We start from the raw sequence: 19,497 nt of genomic DNA on the forward strand, positions 1-19,497 counted from the left end.
TTCGCGCAGCGGCGGGCTGCTGGGTGGTCAGGCTGCGAGGCTTGGCGGCGGGTCGTTGACTCGGTCGAACAGTGCCGTCCAGGCGCTCTCCCAGGGCCAGGCATGGGGCAGGTGCAGGGTGATCCGGCGTGCTGAGGTCGCGACCCTTGCCGGCACGATGATCAGCTTGCGACGGAGCGTGGCGGTGGTGGCCTTCGCCAACTCCCGATCGGTCAGGCTCGCGGCGGCTCGGGTGAGGTTGAACGCGATGACGGCGAGCACCAGCCAGGCGGCGTTCGCGGTGAACACCCCCGACGGCAGGTGTGCCAGCGCGGCGCCTTTGAGGTCAGCATGGACTTGTTCGATGACCGCGTGATGGCGGTGCATCTTGTCGGCGGCGACGGTGTCCAGCACGTCGGCGTCGGTGGTGGTGAAGAAGGCGTGGAAGCGCCAGGTGTCGAACAAGGTGTCCTGGCCGGCTGCCTTGTTCTTCTCGGCGTTGAAGTCCGGGATGCGACGGACTACGAGCCGGCCCGGGACGTGGTCGGACTTCTTCTGCGCAGCGAACGCGGTGAAGTCGATCTCGGCGACCTCGGCTCGCGAGATCCAGCGGCCACTCGGCTCGTCGAAGATGGCGTCGGTGTATTCGATGGTGGTCCACGCATCGTCGGCGATCGCTTCGATCGCCGCCTTGATGCGTTTGTCCATCCGCACCGTCACCGACACCGCGGCCCCACCAGCGATCGCGGCGTGGACTGGTCTGCGACCGTAGAACGCCGAGTCCATCCGCACCAGGATCGGCCGGTTCTTCCCGAGCAGCCGTCGGGCGGTTCGCACCGCGTCGCCGACCAGACGCTTCGCGCCGCGTGGTGACCCGGTCGAACCCTTGCGCAGACGCTGGGCCACGACCACCGGGGCCCCACCGGGGACGGTGAGGGTGGCAAGCAGCGCGTTGAGCCCACGGACCCCGGAATAGCCGAACCCTGCGCCCTGCTTGGCATAGCCATGGACCTCGATGATCGTGTCGTCGACATCGACCAACGCGTACCCGCGATCCACCTCGAGGTCGGTGTCGGTGTCGCTGGCTGCGGGGTCTGCCGATGCGCCGAGCAAACCGGTGAGGCCGCCCAGTGCGATCAGGAACCGCGAAGCGATCGCGTCGAGCTGGCGGACGTGCCCGAAGGTGAACGCCCGAAGGAACGAACCCAACGTCGAGGGCGCATACGCCCGGGTGAACAGCCGCCCCATTCCGCCATGACGCAGCAGCGCCATGTCATCGATGCTGTCCGCGCCGGCGACCATCCCGCCGACCAGCGAGGTGACCTTCAACCCAGCGTTCGCGCCTTTGTCCGTCGGCACGCTCAGGTGCTCATCTGCCAGGTCACGCAGGCCGGCGGACTCGGCCAACGCGAGCGCCGGCACCAGGCCTGCGGCCGACACGAGATTCGGGTCATCGAAGACCGCCGACGTCGATCGAAGCGTGTGAGAGAGTTTCACCTCAGAGATGCCCTTGCTCTTGGTGTGAATCGTTGCCTCAAGAACTCCGATTCTCCCGCCCAGCAAGGGCATTCTCGTTCTACGCCACGCTCACCGCCCAAGTTCATCGGTGGATCCGGGCTTAGCGGGTGCCCCGACGAACCGCGGGACCAGCAGGTCGGTCGGCAGGCTCACGATCGGCAGGCCCGGCACGGCCGGGATCGGCGGGAGCGACAGCTCGGCCCGTGGTCCGGGCGGCTCGGCGGGGGCTGGCCCGGCCAGCAGGGGAAGGGCGAGAGCCAGGGCCAGAGTCGGGACGGTGAGCGCGAGGAGGGGCCGTCGGGTCCTGCGCGGGAGGGAGGGGCGGCGCATGGCGCTGAATGTAGCGTCGATGAGACCTTCCTCACGGTCGTCTTAGCCAGCCGTCATCGCGGCGACCGATCATCTGGACATGAGAGTCGGATCGCGGACCGGTTCGCTGGTCGGACTGCTGGCGGTGCTGACGCCGCTCCTGCTTGCACTCGCCACGGCGCGCGGTCCGTCCGCTGCTGCAGAGGACGACACGACCGGCGTACCGCCCGGGTCGGTGGTGGTGCTCAGCGCGAACCTCCGTGAGGGGTCGCTGGTCGTGAACGCCGCCGACCGGCGCGACGACCGGGACCTGCGGACCTTCGCGCGTCGCATGGTGGCGAGGGCCGGGCGTGCGACCCCCGACGTCCTGGTGCTCCAGGAGGTGCGCGGCAGCGCCGACCGTGCCGTCCGCGTGCTCAACGCCCGCCTGCGGGCGAAGGGCAGCCCCGCCCGCTACCGCGTGCTCACCCGCCCGCGGATGACCATGTCGAGCCGGGCGTACGGTCCGGTGCGGCGTCCGGGTCGTCACCTGGTCCTGCGCGACACGGCGATCCTGGTCAACCGGGCCACCCTCCGCCGCGTGCACGGCACCGGGGTGATGCGCACCTGGGGGCGCTGGTGGAAGCGGGCCGGATGCGCCGAGAACCCCTGGGTCCGGTTGACCGTGCAGCGGCCCGGCGAGGCCGCACGCACCGTGACCGTCCTGGGCGTCCACGTTGCGCTGCACGGACCGCGATGGAAGACACGCGCCCTGCGCCGGATGCCGGGGTTCGTCGAGCGGCACCGGGGCGCGGCCGACCTGGCGGTGCTGGCCGGCGACTTCAACCACGTCCGCTGCCCCGTACGCCGACTTCGGCCCGCTGGCACGGGGTGCGAGGTGCGACCGGGCTACCGCGCACTGGCGGCGGCCGGCTACGTCGACACGGTCCGGGCAACGGCCCGGTCGGGACCGACGCCGGCCGGCGTGAGCGACCGCATCGACTTCATCTTCACCGACGGCCGGGCACGCGCGGCGTGGTTCGACCGGTGCTACCTGGCCTTCCGCGCCACCGGGTGCGCGGACGGATCGTTCACGAGCGAGGCCGATCACGTGACGTGCATGGTCCGCCACGATCTGCACGGCTCACCCGGCGAGGGGTGCAGTCCCGCGGCGTACCTCCGCTACTACTCCGACCACCACTTCCTGCTGGCCCGGATGAGCTGAGGATGGACGGTCAGGGGTAGCTGACGCCGGTCGCCGCCTCCGAGACCTGCCACAGCCGGTCGGCGGCGTAGTCGTCCTGGGCGGCGCGCGCGGGCTGGACGAGGTGCGGGAGTCCGCGCATCTCCAGCGGGCCCGAGGGGCCGACGTAGCTGCCGCCGGGCAGGTCCGCGGTGGCCGCCATGACCGTGGCGGCCGCGCCGTCCTCCGCGCTCTGGCCGAGCGTGCCGAAGGCGCGCACGAGCACCGCCCCGATCCCGCGTGGCCCGGCATGGGTCGCGCCGCCGAGCAGGCCGGTCGAGGTCCGGCCGGGGTGCGCAGCGAGCGCCCGCAGCGGCAGCCCGGCCTCGCGGGCGCGCCGCTCGAGCTCCCGGGTGAAGAGCAGGTTGGCGAGCTTGGACTCGGCGTACACCCGCCACGGGCGGTGGGGCAGCCGCGGCACCCGCGGGTCGTGCACGGGTGCCTGGCGCGCCAACCGGTGGATCTGCGAGCTCACCGCCACCACCCGCGCGTCGCCCGAGGCGATCAGGGTGGGCAGCAGCAGGCCCGTCAGGGCGAACGGCGCGAAGTGGTTGGTGACCATCTGCAGGTCGAACCCGTCGACGCTGCGCTCGGGTCCGAGGGCCATCACGCCGGCGTTGTTGACCAGCACGTCGAGCGGACCGAGTCGGGCGACCTCCGCCGCGGCCCGGCGTACCGACGTCAGGTCGGCGAGGTCGACCACCACGAGGGGGAAGGTGCGGTCGTCGGTCACCGGACCGAGGGCGCGCACGAGGTCGGTCCGGGTCTGCTCGAGCTTGGTCGGGTTGCGCCCCGCGAGCAGCACCTCGGCGCCTGCGCGTGCCAGCGCGTGCGCCGTGGCCGCGCCCAGCCCGCTGGTGACCCCGGTGACGAGGATCCGGCGAGTCACGGAGTGACGTTGAGGTTCGCGAGGACGGCCGGCCCGAGAGTGCTGTCACCGTCGTACGTCGCGGTGGTCTGCTCGAGCGGGCGCCGACCCCCCGTGAGCAGCAGGAAGTCCTCGGTGCTGAGCCGGACCGTCACGGTGGGGTCGGTGGGCGGCTCGGCGAGCGCGACCGCGCGGCCGTTGTCGCCCACCGTGAAGCCGAGGTCGGCTTCGGTCGGTCCCTGGACCACGACGCGCAGCGTCTGCCCCGGCGCGGCACCGGCCAACTTGGCCCACACGAACGCCAGTCCCGGCGTGAGGCGGCGGATGCAGTGCGCGATCGCCGGGCTGTCGAGGTTGCCGGGTCGGTCGGTGGCGCGGCGGATGTCCTGCTCGTGCATCGCCACGTCGAGCGGACGGTTGCTCAGCAGGGTCTCCCAGTCCCAGTCGATCCCGCCGGGGGTCTTGGGCGGGCGCGCGGAGCCGTCGGTCGGCGGATCGGCTGCCAGCTGCTCGGCGCGGACGGCGACCGAGTCGGCCAGCTCCTGCACGATCTGCTCGGTCGGCCACGTGCGCCGCGGGATGACGCCCATCTCGGTGAAGGCACTCATCTGGCCGGTGACGTGCGCCAGCCCCTCGGGGACCTGGACCCGCTCCTGCGGGTTGCCGGCGAGCGAGGACTCGAGGTGCGCGAGGTGGGAGGCCACCGCACGGACGTCCCAGCCCGCGAGGTCGGTCGGCCGGTCCCACTCGTGCGGCTCCAGCTCACGCAGCAGCGCGATGACGTCGTCGACGGAGCGCTGCCACACGGAGACGTAGCCGGCCAGGCGGACGGAGTCGGGGGTGGAGTTCATGCCACGCACCCTAGGGCCCCGCACAATGGAGAGCGTGCCTGCGAACGGAACCACCCCCCGCGTCCGCGCCCCCGAGCTCCTCGGGCGGGGGTGGCTCAACACCGACGGCCGGTCGTTCTCGATCGGTGACTTCCGCGGGCAGTGGGTGCTGCTCGATTTCTGGACCTTCTGCTGCATCAACTGCCTGCACGTCATCGACGAGCTGCGCCCGGTCGAGGAGAAGTGGGCCGACCACCTGGTCGTCGTGGGCGTCCACTCCCCGAAGTTCGTCCACGAGGCCGACGCGGGTGCCCTCGCCGCCGCCGTCGAGCGCTACGAGGTCACCCACCCCGTCCTCGACGACCCCGAGCTCCTCACCTGGCAGGCCTACGCGGCCCGCGCCTGGCCCACCCTCGTCCTGATCGACCCCGACGGCTACGTCGTCGCGCAGTACGCCGGCGAGGGGCACGCCCACGCCATCGACGCCCTCCTGGAAGATCGGAGGGGGGCGCAGTTTCACCGCCCGCCTGTCCTGAGTAGCCGAGGGACGAGGCGTATCGAAGGGACTAACGACACGCCCGCTCGCGGTGCGACGTCCGCCCTGCGCTTCCCCGCCGAGGTCCTGGAGCTGGCGTCCGGCGACCTCCTGGTCGCCGACGCCGGCGCGCACCGCCTCACCGTGCTCGCTCCCGACGCCGCGACCGTCGTACGCCGGATCGGGGCGGGGGTCCGCGGGTTCGTCGACGGTGTCCCCGACGACGCCCGGTTCAGCGAGCCCAACGGCGTTTGTCTACTGCCCGCCGAGGTGACGCGGGAGGTGGGGTACGACGTCGTGGTCGCCGACACCGTCAACCACGCGTTGCGCGGCGTGCGTCTGGAGGACGGCACCGTCACCACGCTCGCCGGCGATGGCCAGCAATGGCGCCCCGGCGACGGGACCGACCGGCTGTCGAGCCCGTGGGCCGTGGCCTGGTGGCAGGACCGGGTCTGGGTCGCGATGGCCGGCATCCACCAGCTGTGGACCTTCGACCCGCGCACGCGCGAGGTCGCGGTCGTCGCCGGCACCACCAACGAGGGTCTGGTCGACGGTCCGGCCGAGCAGGCGTGGTTCGCCCAGACCTCGGGTCTCGCCGCCGCCGGCGACCGGCTCTGGCTCGCCGACAGCGAGGTGTCGGCCCTGCGCTGGATCGATGCCGACGGCACCGTCGGTACGGCGATCGGCACGGGATTGTTCGAGTTCGGCTTCCGCGACGGCGCTGCCGACCAGGCGTTGTTGCAGCACCCGCTCGGAGTCACGGTGCTCCCCGACGGCTCGGTCGCGGTGTGCGACACCTACAACGGCGCCGTACGCCGCTACGACCCCGAGGCCGGCACGGTGTCGACCCTCGCGGACGGGTTGCGCGAGCCGTCCGGCGCCGCCGTCGTCGGCGACCTCCTGCTCGTCGTGGAGTCCGCGGCGCACGAGGTGACCGGCATCCGGCTGGGTGACGCCGGGCGCGCGGTCGACGGGTTCGCCCACACCACGCAGCGCCCCGTGACCGAGCTCGGTCCCGGCGCGGTGGAGCTCCGCGTCGGGTTCACGCCGCCGCCCGGCCAGAAGGTCGACGACCGGTTCGGGCCGGCGACCCAGCTGGTCGTCTCTGCCACGCCGCCGGCGCTGCTGCGCTCCGGTGAGGGGCGCGACACCGATCTCGTGCGTGTCCTCGAGCTCGACGCCGCCGTCGGCGACGGTGTGCTCCACGTGGCAGCGCGCGCGGCGTCGTGCGATGCGCCGGACGAGACCGGCGAGGTCCCCGAAGGCGCCGCGTGCCATGTGCACCAGCAGGACTGGGGGATCCCGGTGCGGGTCGTCGCGGACGGTCCCACACGGCTCGACCTGCCGCTCGGCGGCTGATCCCGCGCGGCACTCCTCAGGGGGCGCCGCGCGGCTCCTCGTGGTCCATGACGGGGCTGAGCTCGTCGGCGATGAGGAACTCGTCGCGGACCTGGCCGGCGCGGAAGGCGGCACGGCCCATCATGTGGGAGGCGATGGGGGCGGTGAGGCACTGGAAGAGGCCGATGAGCACCAGCACCCCGAACGCCCACGGCTCGCGCAGGCGCAGGCCGAGGCCGAGGAGGGCGAGCAGCAGGCCGACGGTCTGAGGCTTGGTGGCGGCGTGCATGCGGGTGAGCAGGTCGGGGAAGCGGGCGACGCCGAGCGCGGCGATGAAGGCGAAGCCGGCGGCGGCGAGGAAGCACAGGGACGCGGCGATGTCGGCGATCTGCACCCAGGTGTCGGCGTCGGTCATGACGGCCCCTCCTCGTTGTCGTCGTCCCCGTCGTCGACGTCGCGGGGGTCGATGAACCGCGCGATGCTCACCGAGCCGACGAAGCCGAGCAGGGTCAGGGCGAGCAGCATCGGCACGGTGTCGACCTCGCGGCGGACGGCGGCATAGAGCGCCAACCCGATGATCGTGATCGATACGACCATGTCGAAGGTCATCGCACGGTCGAGCACGGTCGGGCCGATCGTCATGCGGACCGTGAGCGCGAGCGCGCACAGGCCGAGGATGCCCGCGGTGATGAACACGACGGCACTGGTCACGAGCCGACCTCCGTGGTGCCGCGGTCACGACGGCGCGTCGGGGGGAAGGCGCGGACCACGTACCTCTCCACGTTCAGCGCGCTGGCGCGGGCCTTCTCGACCCCGTCGGAGTCCTGCGCGTCGAGGACGTGGATGAACAGCGTGTGGGTGGAGCGGCGCGCCTCCACCACCACGCTGCCCGGGATCAGCGAGACGATGAGCGAGACGATCGTCATCACGAAGTCGGACTCGCTGCGCAGGTCGATCTCGATGACGGCCGGCTGCGGCTTGCGCGTGGTGCGCAGCACGTGCCCGGCGACCTCGAAGCTGGCGACCACCATCTGCGTGACGAACATATACAGCATCGCGAGCAGGCCGCCGATCCGCACCCCGCCCTCGAGCCGCAGCGGGGGCAGCGGGAAGGCCCACTGGATGGCGACGCCGAGCACGGCGCCGCTGAGGATGTTGGCGATCGAGAGGTCGCGCCAGAACAGGCACCACACGAGTGCCATCCACACCACCGTGCCCAGCTGGATGGCGCTCTTGCGGCGCGGTCGCACGGAGCCGTCGCGGCGGGTCCGCATCTCCGGGCTCATCGCTCCCCCTCCGGCAGCACGGCGTCGACGTACACCTCGCGCTGCTGCAGGTTGTCGGCGGCGCGGTCGGTGTAGCCGTAGAGCGGGCCGGCCACGAGGGTCAGCGCGACGCTCACCGCGACGAGGCCGGCGGTCGAGCCGACCATCGTCTTGGGCAGCGTGGTCTCGAGCTTGCGCTGCTCGAGCAGCTCGTGGAGGTCCTCGTCGCTGCCCTCCTCCAGCAGCGCCTCGCGGGCCTGGCGCAGCGTCTCCTCGTCCACCAGCTGCGTGCCGGCGTGCACATGGCCACGGTGGCGCATCAGGGACTGCTCGCCGACCATGCCGGAGCGGGTCTGCTCCAGCTCGGCCATCGCCACGGCCATCTCGTGCGCCTGCTGCGGCGTGCGCCAGAACGCGAGGTTCCAGGTCTTCGCCACGGCATAGAGGGTGAGCAGACTGGTCACGGTGCCGGCGGCGACGACGGCGTACGAGAGCCAGGTGGCCTCCTCGATGCCGGCGCCGAGCAGCCCCACCTTGCCGATGAAGCCGGACAGCGGCGGGATGCCGGCGAGGTTCATCGCCGGGATGAAGAACATCACCGCGAGCAGCGGCGCGAGCCGCGCGACCCCGCCGAGCTTCACCAGCGACGTCGAGCCGGCGCGACGCTCGACCAGGCCCAGGACGAGGAAGAGCGCGGTCTGGATGGTGATGTGGTGGGCGACGTAGAACACGGCCCCGGAGTAGCCCGCGTGGGTCGCCAGGCCGATGCCGAAGATCATGTAGCCGATGTGGCTCACCAGCGTGAACGACAACATACGTTTGATGTCGGATTGGGCGACGGCACCGAGGATCCCGATCAACATCGTCAGCAGCGCCGCCCACAGCAACAGCTCGGTGAGCTCGGAGCCGGGGAACAACAGCGTCTGGATCCGCAGGATGGCGTAGACACCGACCTTGGTCAGCAGGCCGGCGAACACCGCCGTCACCGGCGCCGGCGCGGTCGGGTAGCTGTCGGGCAGCCAGAACGACAGCGGGAAGACGGCCGCCTTGATGGCGAAGGTGACCAGCAGCAGCAGCTGGATCATCAGGGCCGTGGAGTCGGGGATCTCCTGCAGGCGCAGGGAGAGCTGCGCGAGGTTGACGGTGCCGGTCGCGGCGTAGGTGACCGCGACACCGACGAGGAACAGCATCGAGCTCAAGATGTTGACGACGACGTAGATCGTGCCGGCGCGGATCCGGGACTCGGTGCCACCGAGCGTCAGCAGCACGTAGGACGCGAACAGCAGCATCTCGAACGAGACGAACAGGTTGAACAGGTCGCCGGCCAGGAACGCGTTGGCGACGCCGGCGACCAGCACGAGGAAGGTCGGGTGGTAGATCGAGACCGGCGTCTCGATCTCGTCGCCGGTCATGCCCTGGCCGATGGAGTAGATAAGGACGGCCAGCGCCACGACCGCTGAGACGAGCAGCATCAGCGACGAGACCCGGTCGGCCACGAGGCTGATGCCCAGCGGTGGCTCCCACGCCCCGATCCACAGCACCAGCGGCTCGCCGTGGTCCGACAGGTAGGTGAGGGTTGCGGCGATCGCGACCACGGCGATCAGGACGACCACCGTCACGGCGCGCTGCGCCCGCGGCCGGCGCGACAGGCACAGGGCGAGTCCGGCTCCCAGCAGCGGGAGCAGGACGGGGAACGGGACGAGCAGCTCGGCGCTCACGGGCGGTCCTCCTGCTCGTCGATGAGGGGGGTCTCATGGCGTACGCCGAGGTCCGCGCTCGGCTCGAAGGGAGTAGCGCCGGGGTCCTCCGGCTCCTCCCAGGTCGGGGGGGACTCCTCGAAGTCGGGCACCGGTCGTGACGAGGAACCCTCCTCCTCGGTGGGCTCGTCGTCGGCGTCGTCCGGGCTGGCCGTGACGGTCAGGTCGAAGGCGTCGGACGCCTCGTCGGCCGCCGCCAGACGCCGGATCGCGGCGTCCTCGACATCGTCCTGTACGTCATCGTTGCCGGCGAGCTGCCAGCTGCGGTAGGCCATCGCGAGGACGAACGAGACGGTGCCGAGGGTGATGACGATCGCGGTCAGCACGAGGGCCTGCGGCAGCGGGTCGGCGATGTCGAAGGCGGAGTACTCGTTGAGCAGCGGCGGCTCGCCCGGATCGCCGCTGGCGACGATGAAGCCCAGGTTGACGCCGTTGCTGAGGATCACCAGCCCGATCAGCACGCGGGTCAGCGAGCGTTCGAGCATGAGGTAGGCGCCGACCCCGACGAGGGCGACCGCGGCGGCGAGGAGCGAGAGACTGGTGGTCACACGATCGCCCCCGTCGCCCGTCCGGACCCCTCGGCCTCGCGCTCCTCGCGCCGGATGTGCCGGTCGATCCCGGAGCCGAGGCTGCGCAGCAGGTCGAGCATGAGGCCGAAGACCACGAGGAAGACGCCGACGTCGAAGCCCAGCGCCGTGACGAGGTGCACCTCGCCGAGCACCGGCAGCGACAGGTCGATGACAGCCGACTGCAGGACGGCTCCACCGAAGAAGACCGGCACGACCGCGGACATCGCGGCGACCGCCAGGCCGACACCGAGCAGGAGACCTGCGTCGACCGGTGCGGCCTCGTCGAGCTCGTAGCGTCCGCCCGCGAGGTAGCGCACCATGAGCGCCAGCCCGGCCACCAGACCGGCGGCGAAGCCCCCGCCGGGGTTGTTGTGGCCGGCGAAGAGCAGATAGATGCTCAGCAGCATGATCGTGTGGAAGATCAGCCGGGTGATGACCTCGAAGAGGATCGAGCGGCGGTCCGGCGCGAGCGTCCGCGGGCCGGGCAGCCACACCCGTCGCCCGCCGGCGACAGGCACCTTGGTGACCTCGCTGGGGTAGGGGATCTCGTGGACCCGGCGGATGCCGGCGTTGCGGGTGTCGATGAACAGCAACGACGCCACGCCGGTCGCGGCCACGACGAGCACCGAGATCTCCCCGAAGGTGTCCCACGCGCGGATGTCGACGAGGGTCACGTTGACGACGTTCTTGCCGCCGCCGAAGTCGACGGCGGCCTCGGGGAAGCCCTCCGAGACCGGCGTCGCAGTGCGGGCGCCCGAGGCCACGAGCAGGAACGTGCCGAACGCCGCGGCCAGCCCGCCGGCGATCACCATGCGCCAGTAGCGCATGCGGGCGAGCGGGCGGTCGGTGAAGTACTCCGGCAACCGGCGCAGGACGAGCACGAAGACCACCAGCGTCACCGTCTCGACCAGGATCTGCGTGAGCGCCAGGTCGGGGGCGCCGTGGATGAGGAAGAGCATCGCCGTGGCATAGCCCGTGACGCCGACCAGGATCACCGCACGCATGCGGCGCCGTGACCGCGCGACGAGCACCGACGAGGCCAGCAGGACGATCGCCAGCAGCAGCTGCAGCGGGTTGTGGAAGGCGACGACGTCGACCATCCAGCCCGACTGCCACAGCAACGCCGAGCCCGGCACCAGGACCACCACGATCATGATGACGCCGAGGTAGATGCCGACCGAGCCTCGTTGGACGAAGCCGGTGACCTCGACCGCGAGCCGGTCGAGACCGCGCAGCGTCGCCTGGTAGCCGCGTTCGGCGCTCACGGTCGACGACAGCGCCGCCTGCGCGGTGGCGACCTTCGCGCGGAAGACGAACATCGCCAGGCCGGCGAGGACCGACAGGATCGACAGCCCCAGCGCCGGCTCGAAGCCGTGCCAGAGCGCGAGGTACGGCTCGTGCACGCCCTCGGGGAACTGCTCGGCGTACGGCGCGATGACCGAGGTCAGTGGCTTGCCGAGGAAGGCCAGCACCACGCTGAGGCCCGCCAGCAGCACGGGGACGGCCGCGAACGGCGCAGCGACCGGCGTGACCGGAGTGTCCTCGACGCCGCGCTTGTGCGCGAAGGCTCCCCACCAGAAGCGAGCGGTGTAGGCGGCGGTCAGCGCGGACCCGGCTGTGATGCCGGCGAGCATGACCCAACCGGTGAACGGAGCCAGCCCGGTGCCGTCACCGCCGGCGTCGGAGGCGATGTCGAGCAGGGCGGCGTACGCGCTCTCCTTGCCGACGAAGCCGATCAGCGGCGGGAGGCCGGCCATCGAGATGCCGGCCAGGGCGGCGGCGGTCGCGACGACGGGCATCCGGGAGCGCACGCCGGAGAGCTTGCGCAGGTCGCGCGTGCCGGCGTTGTGGTCGACGATGCCGACGATGAGGAAGAGGGCCGCCTTGAACAGGGCGTGCGAGAGCACCATCGCCATGCCGGCGAGCGCTGCGGCGCGGGTGCCCGACCCGACGAGGGTCAGCAGGAAGCCCAGCTGGGAGACCGTGCCGTAGGCGAGCAGGAGCTTGATGTCGTACTGCCGCAGCGCCCGCCAGCCGCCGAGCAGCATGGTGGCGACGCCGAGCGGCAGGAGCAGCTCGCGCCAGCCGGGGATGTGGGCCAGCGCCGGAGCGAGGAGGGCGACGAGGAAGACGCCTGCTTTGACCATGGCAGCCGCGTGCAGGTAGGCGCTCACCGGAGTGGGCGCGGCCATGGCGCCGGGGAGCCAGAAGTGGAACGGCACCAGGGCGGACTTGGTGATGGCACCGAGCAGCAGCAGGACGACCGCCACGATCGCGAGCCCCGTGGCCTCGGGCGGGTCCTCGAGCAGGGTGGTGACCGAGAAGGTGCCGGTCTGGGCGCGCAGCAGCAGGATGCCGACGAGCATGGCGAGCCCGCCGAAGGTGGTGACGATCAGCGCCTGCATCCCCGCGCTGCGCGAGGCCCGCTTGGCCGGGTCGTGGCCGATCAGCAGGTAGGAGAAGACGGTCGTGAGCTCCCAGAAGACGTAGAGCACGAGCAGGTTGTCGGCCCACACCAGTCCGAGCATCGCGCCGGCGAAGGCGGTCAGGGTGCCGGCGAGGTTGGCGAGCCCCGACTCGTCGTCGGAGAAGTACCACGTGCAGTACGCCAGCACGAGCGCGCCGATGCCGGCGACGATGAGCGTCATCAACCACTGGAGCGGGCCCACCGTGAGGGTCAGGTCCATCTGCAGGGCGGGGACCCAGCTCAGCTCCTCCACGCGCGGGGAGTCGAAGACGTCGCCGGCGACGGCCAGCGCCCAGCCGAAGGCGGCCAGGGGCGCGATCGCGAGAGCGAGGAAAGCACGGGTTCCCCAGGCACGCACGAGAACCGGCGCGAGGACACCGGCCACGAGATGGAGGAGCAGGAGAACAAGCAGAACGGGCCTCCGGTCGATCGTGGGCCGGACGGTCATGGTGATTCTACGGGTGCGGGCCGGGCCTTCCTCGCGCGGCCCTGTGCGGTCGACGGATATTCACATACAGACATCTATGTATCTGTTGTGCAGGCGGCATCGCCCGGTCTACGGTGCGAGCTCCACACCTGCACCACCTCCGCGCGGCGAAGGGAACCCTCGTGTCTCTGCAGTTCTCCGACTCCGACGAGCTCGACGACTACAGCGGTCCCTTCGAGCCCGACCTGCGACTCGACGACTTCTCGAAGGAGGGGCTCAAGAAGCTGGTCGAGATCGGTGGCGCGATCTACGGCACCGTCAACCGCAAGTGGTACGACGCGGCGGTCAAGCGCTTCGGCCAGGAGATCGCCGACGAGATGCACCACGAGGCGTGGTTCGCCGACGGGGGTGCCGGCGACGTCGAGAACGTCACCATCAGCACCCTCATGGGCTTCGCCGACGAGGACGAGGTGACCACGCCGCTGAAGGTGTGGCAGTGCCTGCCGGCCATGGCGTCACGGATGCACATGGTCTTCGAGCAGACCGAGGGCGGCGACTGGACGATGTCGACGCCGCAGTGCCTGGTGCCGGAGATGGGCGAGAAGTACGGCCCCGCGGTGATGGACTACATGGTCAACAAGATCTGCGGGCACCTCGAGCTCTTCGGCTTCCGGCACGGGGCGAGCCGATGGAACGCCAACATCCGGATCGATCCGATGAAGCTGCCGCCGCGCGCTGACGCGGGGGACGTGCACTGCCGCTGGCGGATCAGCCTGGAGGACGAGCGGGTCGACTACGCGGCCGAGCCCGGGGACTACGTCGCCGAGCACGGCCTGCGGCGCGCGACCGACGTGGAGATCGTGAACCACGAGGCCGGGAAGTACGCCGCCCGCCGGTTCCACCAGCGGGCGGCGCAGCAGGCCGGATCCTGAGCCCGCGTGGGGCTCAGTCCTGGATCCGGCGTTCCTCGACGTGCTTGGTGCGGGTGCGCTGCTGATTCATGATCAGGCCGATGACGACGCCGATGGCGCCGGCGGCCATGAGGATGATGCCCAGTGTCGCGTCGTTGAGACCGGCGATGTCGAGCTCGAGTGCGAAATAGATGATCGCGCCGATGACGAACAGCACGATGCCGACTCCGATACCCATCTTCAAGAACCTCCTCGATGGGCGGCGTCGGTGCCGCCCGGCGGACAGGGTCTGGGGCTCCTACCCGTCCGCCGGGCTGGCCATGCCGGGGAGCCTGCCGATCAGAACGCTGCTTCGGCCAGCTCCATGAGCTCGAGGTCGACACCCTCCGCGATCGTCCGCTCGGCCGTGATCTTCGGCAGCACGTTGCGGGCGAAGAACTGCGCCGCGGCGACCTTGCCCTCGTAGAAGGCCTTGTCCTTCTCGCCGACCTCGCCGCCGAGCTTCTCCAGCGCGACCTCGGCCTGGCGGAGCAGGAGCCAGCCACAGACGATGTCGCCGAGCGCCATCAGCAGCCGGGTGGAGTTGAGGCCGACCTTGTAGATGTTGCGGACGTCGCCGCCGGAGCTGGCGTCGGCCGACATCAGCGTGTCGATCATCAGGCCGACGATGGCCTGGCCGTCCTCGAGGGCGGTCGCGAGCAGCTCGCGCTCGGCCTTGAGCCGGCCGTTGCCGGCCTCGGACTTCACGAAGCCGTCGATCTCGCCCGCGAGGTGGGTCAGCGCCTGGGCCTGGTCCTTGACGATCTTGCGGAAGAACAGGTCCTGGCCCTGGATCGCGGTGGTGCCCTCGTAGAGGGTGTCGATCTTGGCGTCGCGGACGTACTGCTCGATCGGGTACTCCTGGAGGAAGCCCGATCCGCCGAAGGTCTGCAGGGACTCGGTGCCGAGCAGCACCCAGGAGCGCTCGGAGCCGTAGCCCTTGACGATCGGGAGCAGCAGGTCGTTGACCCGCTCGGCCAGCTCGTCGCGCTCGCCGGCGTGGGCGGCCACCATGACCTTGTCCTGCCAGGTCGCGGTGTAGAGCACCAGCGCACGCATCGCCTCGGCGTACGACTTCTGGGTCATGAGCGACCGGCGCACGTCGGGGTGGTGGGTGATGGTCACGCGCGGCGCCGTCTTGTCGGAGGCCTGGGTCAGGTCGGCGCCCTGGATGCGCTCCTTGGCGTACTCGAGCGCGTTGAGGTAGCCGGTGGACAGCGTGGCGATGGCCTTCGTGCCGACCATCATCCGGGCGTTCTCGATGACGTCGAACATCTGCGCGATGCCGTCGTGGACCTCGCCCAGCAGCCAGCCCTTGGCCGGCTCGCCACCGCCGACCTGCGGGTCGCCGAAGGTGACCTCGCAGGTGTTGGAGACCTTGATGCCCATCTTGTGCTCGACGTTGGTGACGTAGACGCCGTTGCGCTCACCGGTGAGCTCACCGGTCTCGTGGTCGAAGTGGTGCTCGGGCATCCAGAAGAGGGAGAGGCCCTTGGTGCCCGGGCCGCCGACGCCGTCGACGCCCACGGGGCGCGCGAGCACCAGGTGCATGATGTTCTCGCTCATGTCGTGGGTGGCGGAGGTGATGAACCGCTTCACTCCGATGACGTTCCACGAGCCGTCGTCGTTGGGGGTGGCCTTGGCCCGGCCGGCGCCGACGTCGGAGCCGGCGTCGGGCTCGGTGAGCACCATGGTGCAGCCCCACTCGCGCTCGACCATGATCTGGGCGACCCGCTTGTCGCGGTCGTTGCCGTTCTTCCAGACCACGCCGGCGAACGGCGCGCCGGCGGCGTACATGTGGATCGGCGCGTTGGAGCCGAGCACCATCTCGCCGATCGCCCAGTTGAGGCTGGACGGAGCCGGCGTGCCGCCGAGCTCCTCGGTGATCTGCAACCGCCAGAACTCCGCGTCCATCCAGGCGCGGTAGCTCTTCTTGAACGACTCGGGCAGCGGTGCCGCGTGCGCCTGGGGGTCGAACACCGGCGGGTTGCGGTCGCTGTCCTCGTAGGACGCGGCCAGGTCCTCGCGAGCGAGGCGGTCGACCTCGGCCAGGACCTCGCGGGCGGTGTCGGCGTCGACGTCGGCGAACGGGCCGGTGCCCAGGACCTCGTCACGACCGAGCACCTCGAAGAGGTTGAACTCGATGTCGCGGAGGTTGCTCTTGTAGTGACTCACGGTCCCCACCTTCGGTGCATTCGGGTGTTACTTACCAGTCAGTAACATCCATTATGCGCTGGGCCGGTGGGCGGTGCAAGCACAGGGCCGCGAACTGGGCAACACGCCTAAGTTCATCGGATGGACTTTGTGTAGTGGACTTATCGATATACATTGGTCCTAGGCCCCACCCGCGGGCCTCCTGCCCGCAGCCCCGCGCGTCCGACCGGAGTCCCGCCGATGTTCCTGCTCGTCCTGCTCGCGATCTTCGGGTTCGTCGCCCAGCTCGTCGACGGCTCCCTCGGCATGGGGTACGGCGTCACGTCCACCTCGATGCTCGTCGCCGTCGGCATCGCCCCGGCCGCCGCGTCCGCCGCGGTCAACTTCGCCCAGCTGGGTACGACGCTCGCCTCGGGCGTCTCCCACGCGAAGATGGGCAACGTCGACTGGCGGACCGTGTCGATCCTGGCGCTGCCCGGGGCCGTGGGCGCGTTCGTCGGCGCGTTCTTCCTCGTCAGCCTGTCGGTGGCGGTGGCCACGCCCATGGTGGCGACGATCCTGCTGGTGCTCGGCACCTACGTCTTCTTGCGGTTCCTGCTGCTCGCGGGTCGTCGCCCGACCTTCAAGGGCAGCCCCTCGGCGTGGTTCCTGGTGCCGATGGGGTTCGTCGGCGGCACGGTCAACAGCATCGGTGGCGGCGGGTGGGGCCCCATCGGGACGACCACCCTGCTGTCGTCGGGTCGGCTGGAGCCGCGCAAGGTCGTCGGCTCGATCTCGACCACCGAGTTCGGCGTCACCGTGGGCGGCTCACTCGGGTTCCTGCTCGCCCTGCAGCTGGACGCCGTGCCGTGGTCCTTCACGATCGCCCTGCTGGCGGGCGGCGTGCTCGCCGCGCCGTTCGCGGCGTACCTCGTCCGGCACCTGGCTCCGCGGGTCCTCGGGGTCGCCGCGGGCGGCATGATCATCGTGACCAACGTGCGCACCCTGCTCGACAACGGCGGTCTCTCCGCGGGCGTGATCGGTCTCGTCCTCGTGCCCCTGGTCGTCGGCTGGATCGCGGCGGTCGTCTGGGCCGTCCGGGCGGGTCGCGCCGACCGGCTCGCGCGCGAGGGCGCGCGTGCTGCCGACGAGGCTGCAGCGAGAGTCGCGCAAGTCACGTGATCTGACAGACTTGGCCCATGCGCGTCTCCGCCAAGTCCGACTACGCCCTCCGGGCGTTGATCGAGATCGCACGGCACACCGACGAGGGTCCGGTGAGCGCGGAGACCCTGGGGCGTCTGCAGGACATCCCCCACGGCTTCCTCCAGGCGATCCTCGCCGACCTGCGCCGCGCCGGCGTGGTGGTCAGCCAGCGCGGTCAGTCCGGGGGGTGGCGCCTGGCGCGCTCCGCCTCCGACGTCAGCGTCGCCGACGTGATCCGCGCGGTCGACGGTCCGCTGGTGTCGGTCTATGGGCTGCGGCCGGAGGCGGTCACCTACAACGAGCGCGCCGACGTGCTGCAGCACGTGTGGATCGCGGCGCGCAGCAGTCTGCGTGACGTGTTCGAGAACGTCTCCATCGCCCACCTCGCCGACCGCGACCTGCCCGCGGAGGTCACCAGCCGGACCACCGACGAGGACGCGTGGCACTGAGCCGCTCGTTGTCGCGGCGCAGCTGAGCCAGGTCGAGCATCGCCTCGGCCAAGAGGTCGGTGGCGACCTCGAGCTGCTCCTTGGTGGTCACGTCGTCGGGGTGGGGCGCGGTGGGCGGCACCTGCGGCACCAGGTCGTCGGGCGCGCCGTGGACGCTGTGTCCGCGAGCGAGCAGCGTCGCGGTCCACTCCCGCGCCAGGTCGCTCAGCACGTCGTGCAGCGGCGCCGTGCGCGGGTCCGGCCCCAGATGGGGGAGGGCGAGCGGTGTGACCTCGCCGAAGAGCGGGGCGACCACCGCGGCGTACGACGGGTGGCTGAGCCGGCCGTCCAGCGCGCGGTTGACGCGCCGCAGCACCTCGAGATGGGCCGCGGCGTCGTGCGGGTCCAGGGCCGGCACGGGGCCTGGGTCCGTGGACTCCCTCTCGGCCGTCCCCGCGGGAGCGTGGTCCGGGAGGTCGGTCCCCAGCAGGGCGGCGTACCGCTGCCAGACCGTGGGTCCGACGGGGAGCCCGGGTCGTTGCGCCGGTGCGGTGATGACGTGGACGCGAGCGGGCTTGAGCCGTGGTGCCCACGCGTCGAGCACCGTCGGGAGGTCGTAGGTGCTGCGGAAGTGTGCCGCGTGCTCGCTCGTGGCGGTGGGGTCGAGCGCGCGGCGGGCGAACTTGGCGAACGACGTACGCCGTCCCGCCCGCACTGCGGCGCTCCAGGCGCTCGTCAGCGCGGTGCCCGGGTCGGGTGGCGTGAGGACCAGGTGCACCTTGAGGCCCGCGAGCGCGTCGAAGGCGAGAGCCCGGCCGTCGGGCGGGGCGGCGGCGAGGCCGGGGACGCTGATCAGCACGTCGCGCGACGACCGCCAGGCCTCCTGGGCCAACCGCGCCCAGGTGCCCTCGACCTCGGAGCGGCGCAGTCCGTGCTCGCGGTGGGTGCGGCACAGCTCGATCTCGGTCGCGAGGGCGTCGTACGCCGACGTCGCCGGCACGTGGAAGCCGGCCGACGCGAGGGCGAAGCGCTGCTGGAGGAGGCCGTCATGGACGGCATCGGAGGCGGGTCCGGGTGGGCCGATGTGGAGGTGGACGGTGCGCTTGGCCATGCAGCGCAGGCTGGCGGGGTCGGACGGCGCGCGGGTGAACCCCGGGTGGCGGCGCGAGGGGGATGCCGTGAAACCTCCGCGACCCCTATCGAACTAGAACGTGTTCCATCTAGCATGCGCGCATGATCACCTTGGACGGCGTCGACGTCGACGCGATCGTGTGGGACGCCCCCAACGACGACCATCCCGCACGCCGGGCCTCGCAGCGCTCCTACACCGCCGTGTCGGCGGGCGACCTCGAGCAGTGGCTGACGGTCTATGCCGAGGACGCCGTCATCGAGGACCCCGTCGGGCCGTCGATGTTCGACCCCGAGGGGAAGGGGCACCGCGGTCACGAGGGGATCCGGGCGTTCTGGGACCTGACGATCGCGACGATCGAGCGGTTCCGCTTCCACATCCGCGAGTCGCACGCCAACGGCACGACGTGCGCCAACGTCGGCACGATCACGACCCGCTTCGCCGACGGCACCGTCGTCGACACCGACCTGGTGATGGTCTACGAGATCCACGACGACGGGCGGGTCGCCTCCATGCGGGCCTACTGGGAGCCCGTGCGCGCCATGGCCACCGCCCGGAAGGAGTCCTGAC

The 19,497-nt window shown here is 71.1% G+C and carries 19 protein-coding genes; 6 read left to right on the top strand and 13 right to left on the bottom strand.

Features of this window, described 5'->3' with window-relative positions:
* Positions 1–27 precede the first annotated feature (27 nt).
* Together J2S59_RS06285 and J2S59_RS06290 are read right to left on the bottom strand one after the other, a co-directional pair.
* Entirely contained in the window at positions 28–1,476 is a 1,449-nt protein-coding gene (locus J2S59_RS06285) for an IS1380 family transposase (RefSeq protein ID WP_306824762.1), read from the bottom strand.
* Between the two features lie 90 nt (positions 1,477–1,566).
* Positions 1,567–1,827, bottom strand: a complete 261-nt coding sequence (locus J2S59_RS06290; RefSeq protein ID WP_306824925.1) for a hypothetical protein — start codon at positions 1,825–1,827, stop codon at positions 1,567–1,569.
* 79 nt (positions 1,828–1,906) lie between these two features.
* Here J2S59_RS06290 and J2S59_RS06295 point away from each other — a divergent pair, with 79 nt between their 5' ends.
* Entirely contained in the window at positions 1,907–3,010 is a 1,104-nt protein-coding gene (locus J2S59_RS06295; RefSeq protein WP_068121735.1) for an endonuclease/exonuclease/phosphatase family protein, read from the top strand.
* Positions 3,011–3,020: 10 nt separating this feature from the next.
* Here the strand turns inward: J2S59_RS06295 and J2S59_RS06300 are convergent, their stop codons facing one another.
* Positions 3,021–3,917, bottom strand: a complete 897-nt coding sequence (locus J2S59_RS06300; protein ID WP_068121732.1) for an SDR family NAD(P)-dependent oxidoreductase — start codon at positions 3,915–3,917, stop codon at positions 3,021–3,023.
* Positions 3,914–4,747: a maleylpyruvate isomerase family mycothiol-dependent enzyme gene (locus J2S59_RS06305; RefSeq protein WP_068121728.1), complete on the bottom strand. Its 834-nt coding sequence runs from the start codon at positions 4,745–4,747 to the stop codon at positions 3,914–3,916. The genes J2S59_RS06300 and J2S59_RS06305 overlap by 4 nt, the downstream gene beginning before the upstream one ends.
* Before the next feature lie 34 nt (positions 4,748–4,781).
* On the opposite strand from J2S59_RS06305, the gene J2S59_RS06310 reads away from it, so the two are divergent.
* Positions 4,782–6,620, top strand: a complete 1,839-nt coding sequence (locus J2S59_RS06310; protein WP_306824926.1) for an NHL domain-containing thioredoxin family protein — start codon at positions 4,782–4,784, stop codon at positions 6,618–6,620.
* A 16-nt stretch (positions 6,621–6,636) separates the two neighbouring features.
* Here the strand turns inward: J2S59_RS06310 and mnhG are convergent, their stop codons facing one another.
* The 6 genes from mnhG to J2S59_RS06340 are packed head-to-tail and all read right to left on the bottom strand — an operon-like array spanning position 6,637 to position 13,105.
* A complete protein-coding gene (gene mnhG, locus J2S59_RS06315; protein WP_068118178.1) occupies positions 6,637–7,014 on the bottom strand; it encodes a monovalent cation/H(+) antiporter subunit G in 378 nt (125 codons plus the stop codon).
* The gene (locus J2S59_RS06320) at positions 7,011–7,310 is read right to left on the bottom strand and encodes an MrpF/PhaF family protein (protein WP_068118177.1); all 300 of its coding nucleotides are present in this window, start codon (positions 7,308–7,310) and stop codon (positions 7,011–7,013) included. The genes mnhG and J2S59_RS06320 overlap by 4 nt, the downstream gene beginning before the upstream one ends.
* On the bottom strand, positions 7,307–7,885 hold the full coding sequence (locus tag J2S59_RS06325; RefSeq protein WP_181641618.1) for a Na+/H+ antiporter subunit E: 579 nt from the start codon (positions 7,883–7,885) through the stop codon (positions 7,307–7,309). The genes J2S59_RS06320 and J2S59_RS06325 overlap by 4 nt, the downstream gene beginning before the upstream one ends.
* The gene (locus tag J2S59_RS06330) at positions 7,882–9,582 is read right to left on the bottom strand and encodes a Na+/H+ antiporter subunit D (protein ID WP_306824927.1); all 1,701 of its coding nucleotides are present in this window, start codon (positions 9,580–9,582) and stop codon (positions 7,882–7,884) included. Before J2S59_RS06330 ends, J2S59_RS06325 begins: the two co-directional genes overlap by 4 nt.
* Positions 9,579–10,169 carry a Na(+)/H(+) antiporter subunit C gene (locus tag J2S59_RS06335; RefSeq protein WP_181641561.1) on the bottom strand — a complete coding sequence of 197 codons (591 nt, stop codon included), beginning with the start codon at positions 10,167–10,169 and terminating at the stop codon, positions 9,579–9,581. The genes J2S59_RS06330 and J2S59_RS06335 overlap by 4 nt, the downstream gene beginning before the upstream one ends.
* Positions 10,166–13,105 (bottom strand): Na+/H+ antiporter subunit A, encoded by a 2,940-nt coding sequence (locus J2S59_RS06340; RefSeq protein WP_306824928.1) that lies wholly within the window; start codon positions 13,103–13,105, stop codon positions 10,166–10,168. The genes J2S59_RS06335 and J2S59_RS06340 overlap by 4 nt, the downstream gene beginning before the upstream one ends.
* Positions 13,106–13,266: 161 nt before the next feature.
* On the opposite strand from J2S59_RS06340, the gene J2S59_RS06345 reads away from it, so the two are divergent.
* Positions 13,267–14,016, top strand: a complete 750-nt coding sequence (locus J2S59_RS06345; RefSeq protein ID WP_068123265.1) for a hypothetical protein — start codon at positions 13,267–13,269, stop codon at positions 14,014–14,016.
* 13 nt (positions 14,017–14,029) lie between these two features.
* Here the strand turns inward: J2S59_RS06345 and J2S59_RS06350 are convergent, their stop codons facing one another.
* Positions 14,030–14,233: a hypothetical protein gene (locus tag J2S59_RS06350; RefSeq protein ID WP_068123268.1), complete on the bottom strand. Its 204-nt coding sequence runs from the start codon at positions 14,231–14,233 to the stop codon at positions 14,030–14,032.
* Between the two features lie 101 nt (positions 14,234–14,334).
* On the bottom strand, positions 14,335–16,209 hold the full coding sequence (locus J2S59_RS06355; protein ID WP_068123271.1) for an acyl-CoA dehydrogenase: 1,875 nt from the start codon (positions 16,207–16,209) through the stop codon (positions 14,335–14,337).
* Positions 16,210–16,428: 219 nt separating this feature from the next.
* On the opposite strand from J2S59_RS06355, the gene J2S59_RS06360 reads away from it, so the two are divergent.
* Positions 16,429–17,349 carry a sulfite exporter TauE/SafE family protein gene (locus J2S59_RS06360; RefSeq protein WP_306824929.1) on the top strand — a complete coding sequence of 307 codons (921 nt, stop codon included), beginning with the start codon at positions 16,429–16,431 and terminating at the stop codon, positions 17,347–17,349.
* A 17-nt stretch (positions 17,350–17,366) separates the two neighbouring features.
* Entirely contained in the window at positions 17,367–17,819 is a 453-nt protein-coding gene (locus tag J2S59_RS06365; protein WP_068119885.1) for an RrF2 family transcriptional regulator, read from the top strand.
* On the opposite strand, the gene J2S59_RS06370 is transcribed toward J2S59_RS06365, so the two are convergent.
* The gene (locus J2S59_RS06370) at positions 17,782–18,909 is read right to left on the bottom strand and encodes a hypothetical protein (RefSeq protein WP_306824930.1); all 1,128 of its coding nucleotides are present in this window, start codon (positions 18,907–18,909) and stop codon (positions 17,782–17,784) included. The genes J2S59_RS06365 and J2S59_RS06370 overlap by 38 nt on opposite strands.
* A gap of 122 nt (positions 18,910–19,031) precedes the next feature.
* Here J2S59_RS06370 and J2S59_RS06375 point away from each other — a divergent pair, with 122 nt between their 5' ends.
* Complete coding sequence (locus J2S59_RS06375) at positions 19,032–19,496, top strand: nuclear transport factor 2 family protein (protein WP_181641637.1); 465 nt, start codon at positions 19,032–19,034, stop codon at positions 19,494–19,496.
* Position 19,497 lies beyond the last annotated feature (1 nt).

This window comes from Nocardioides massiliensis, from assembly GCF_030811215.1.
Classification (GTDB): domain Bacteria; phylum Actinomycetota; class Actinomycetes; order Propionibacteriales; family Nocardioidaceae; genus Nocardioides_A; species Nocardioides_A massiliensis.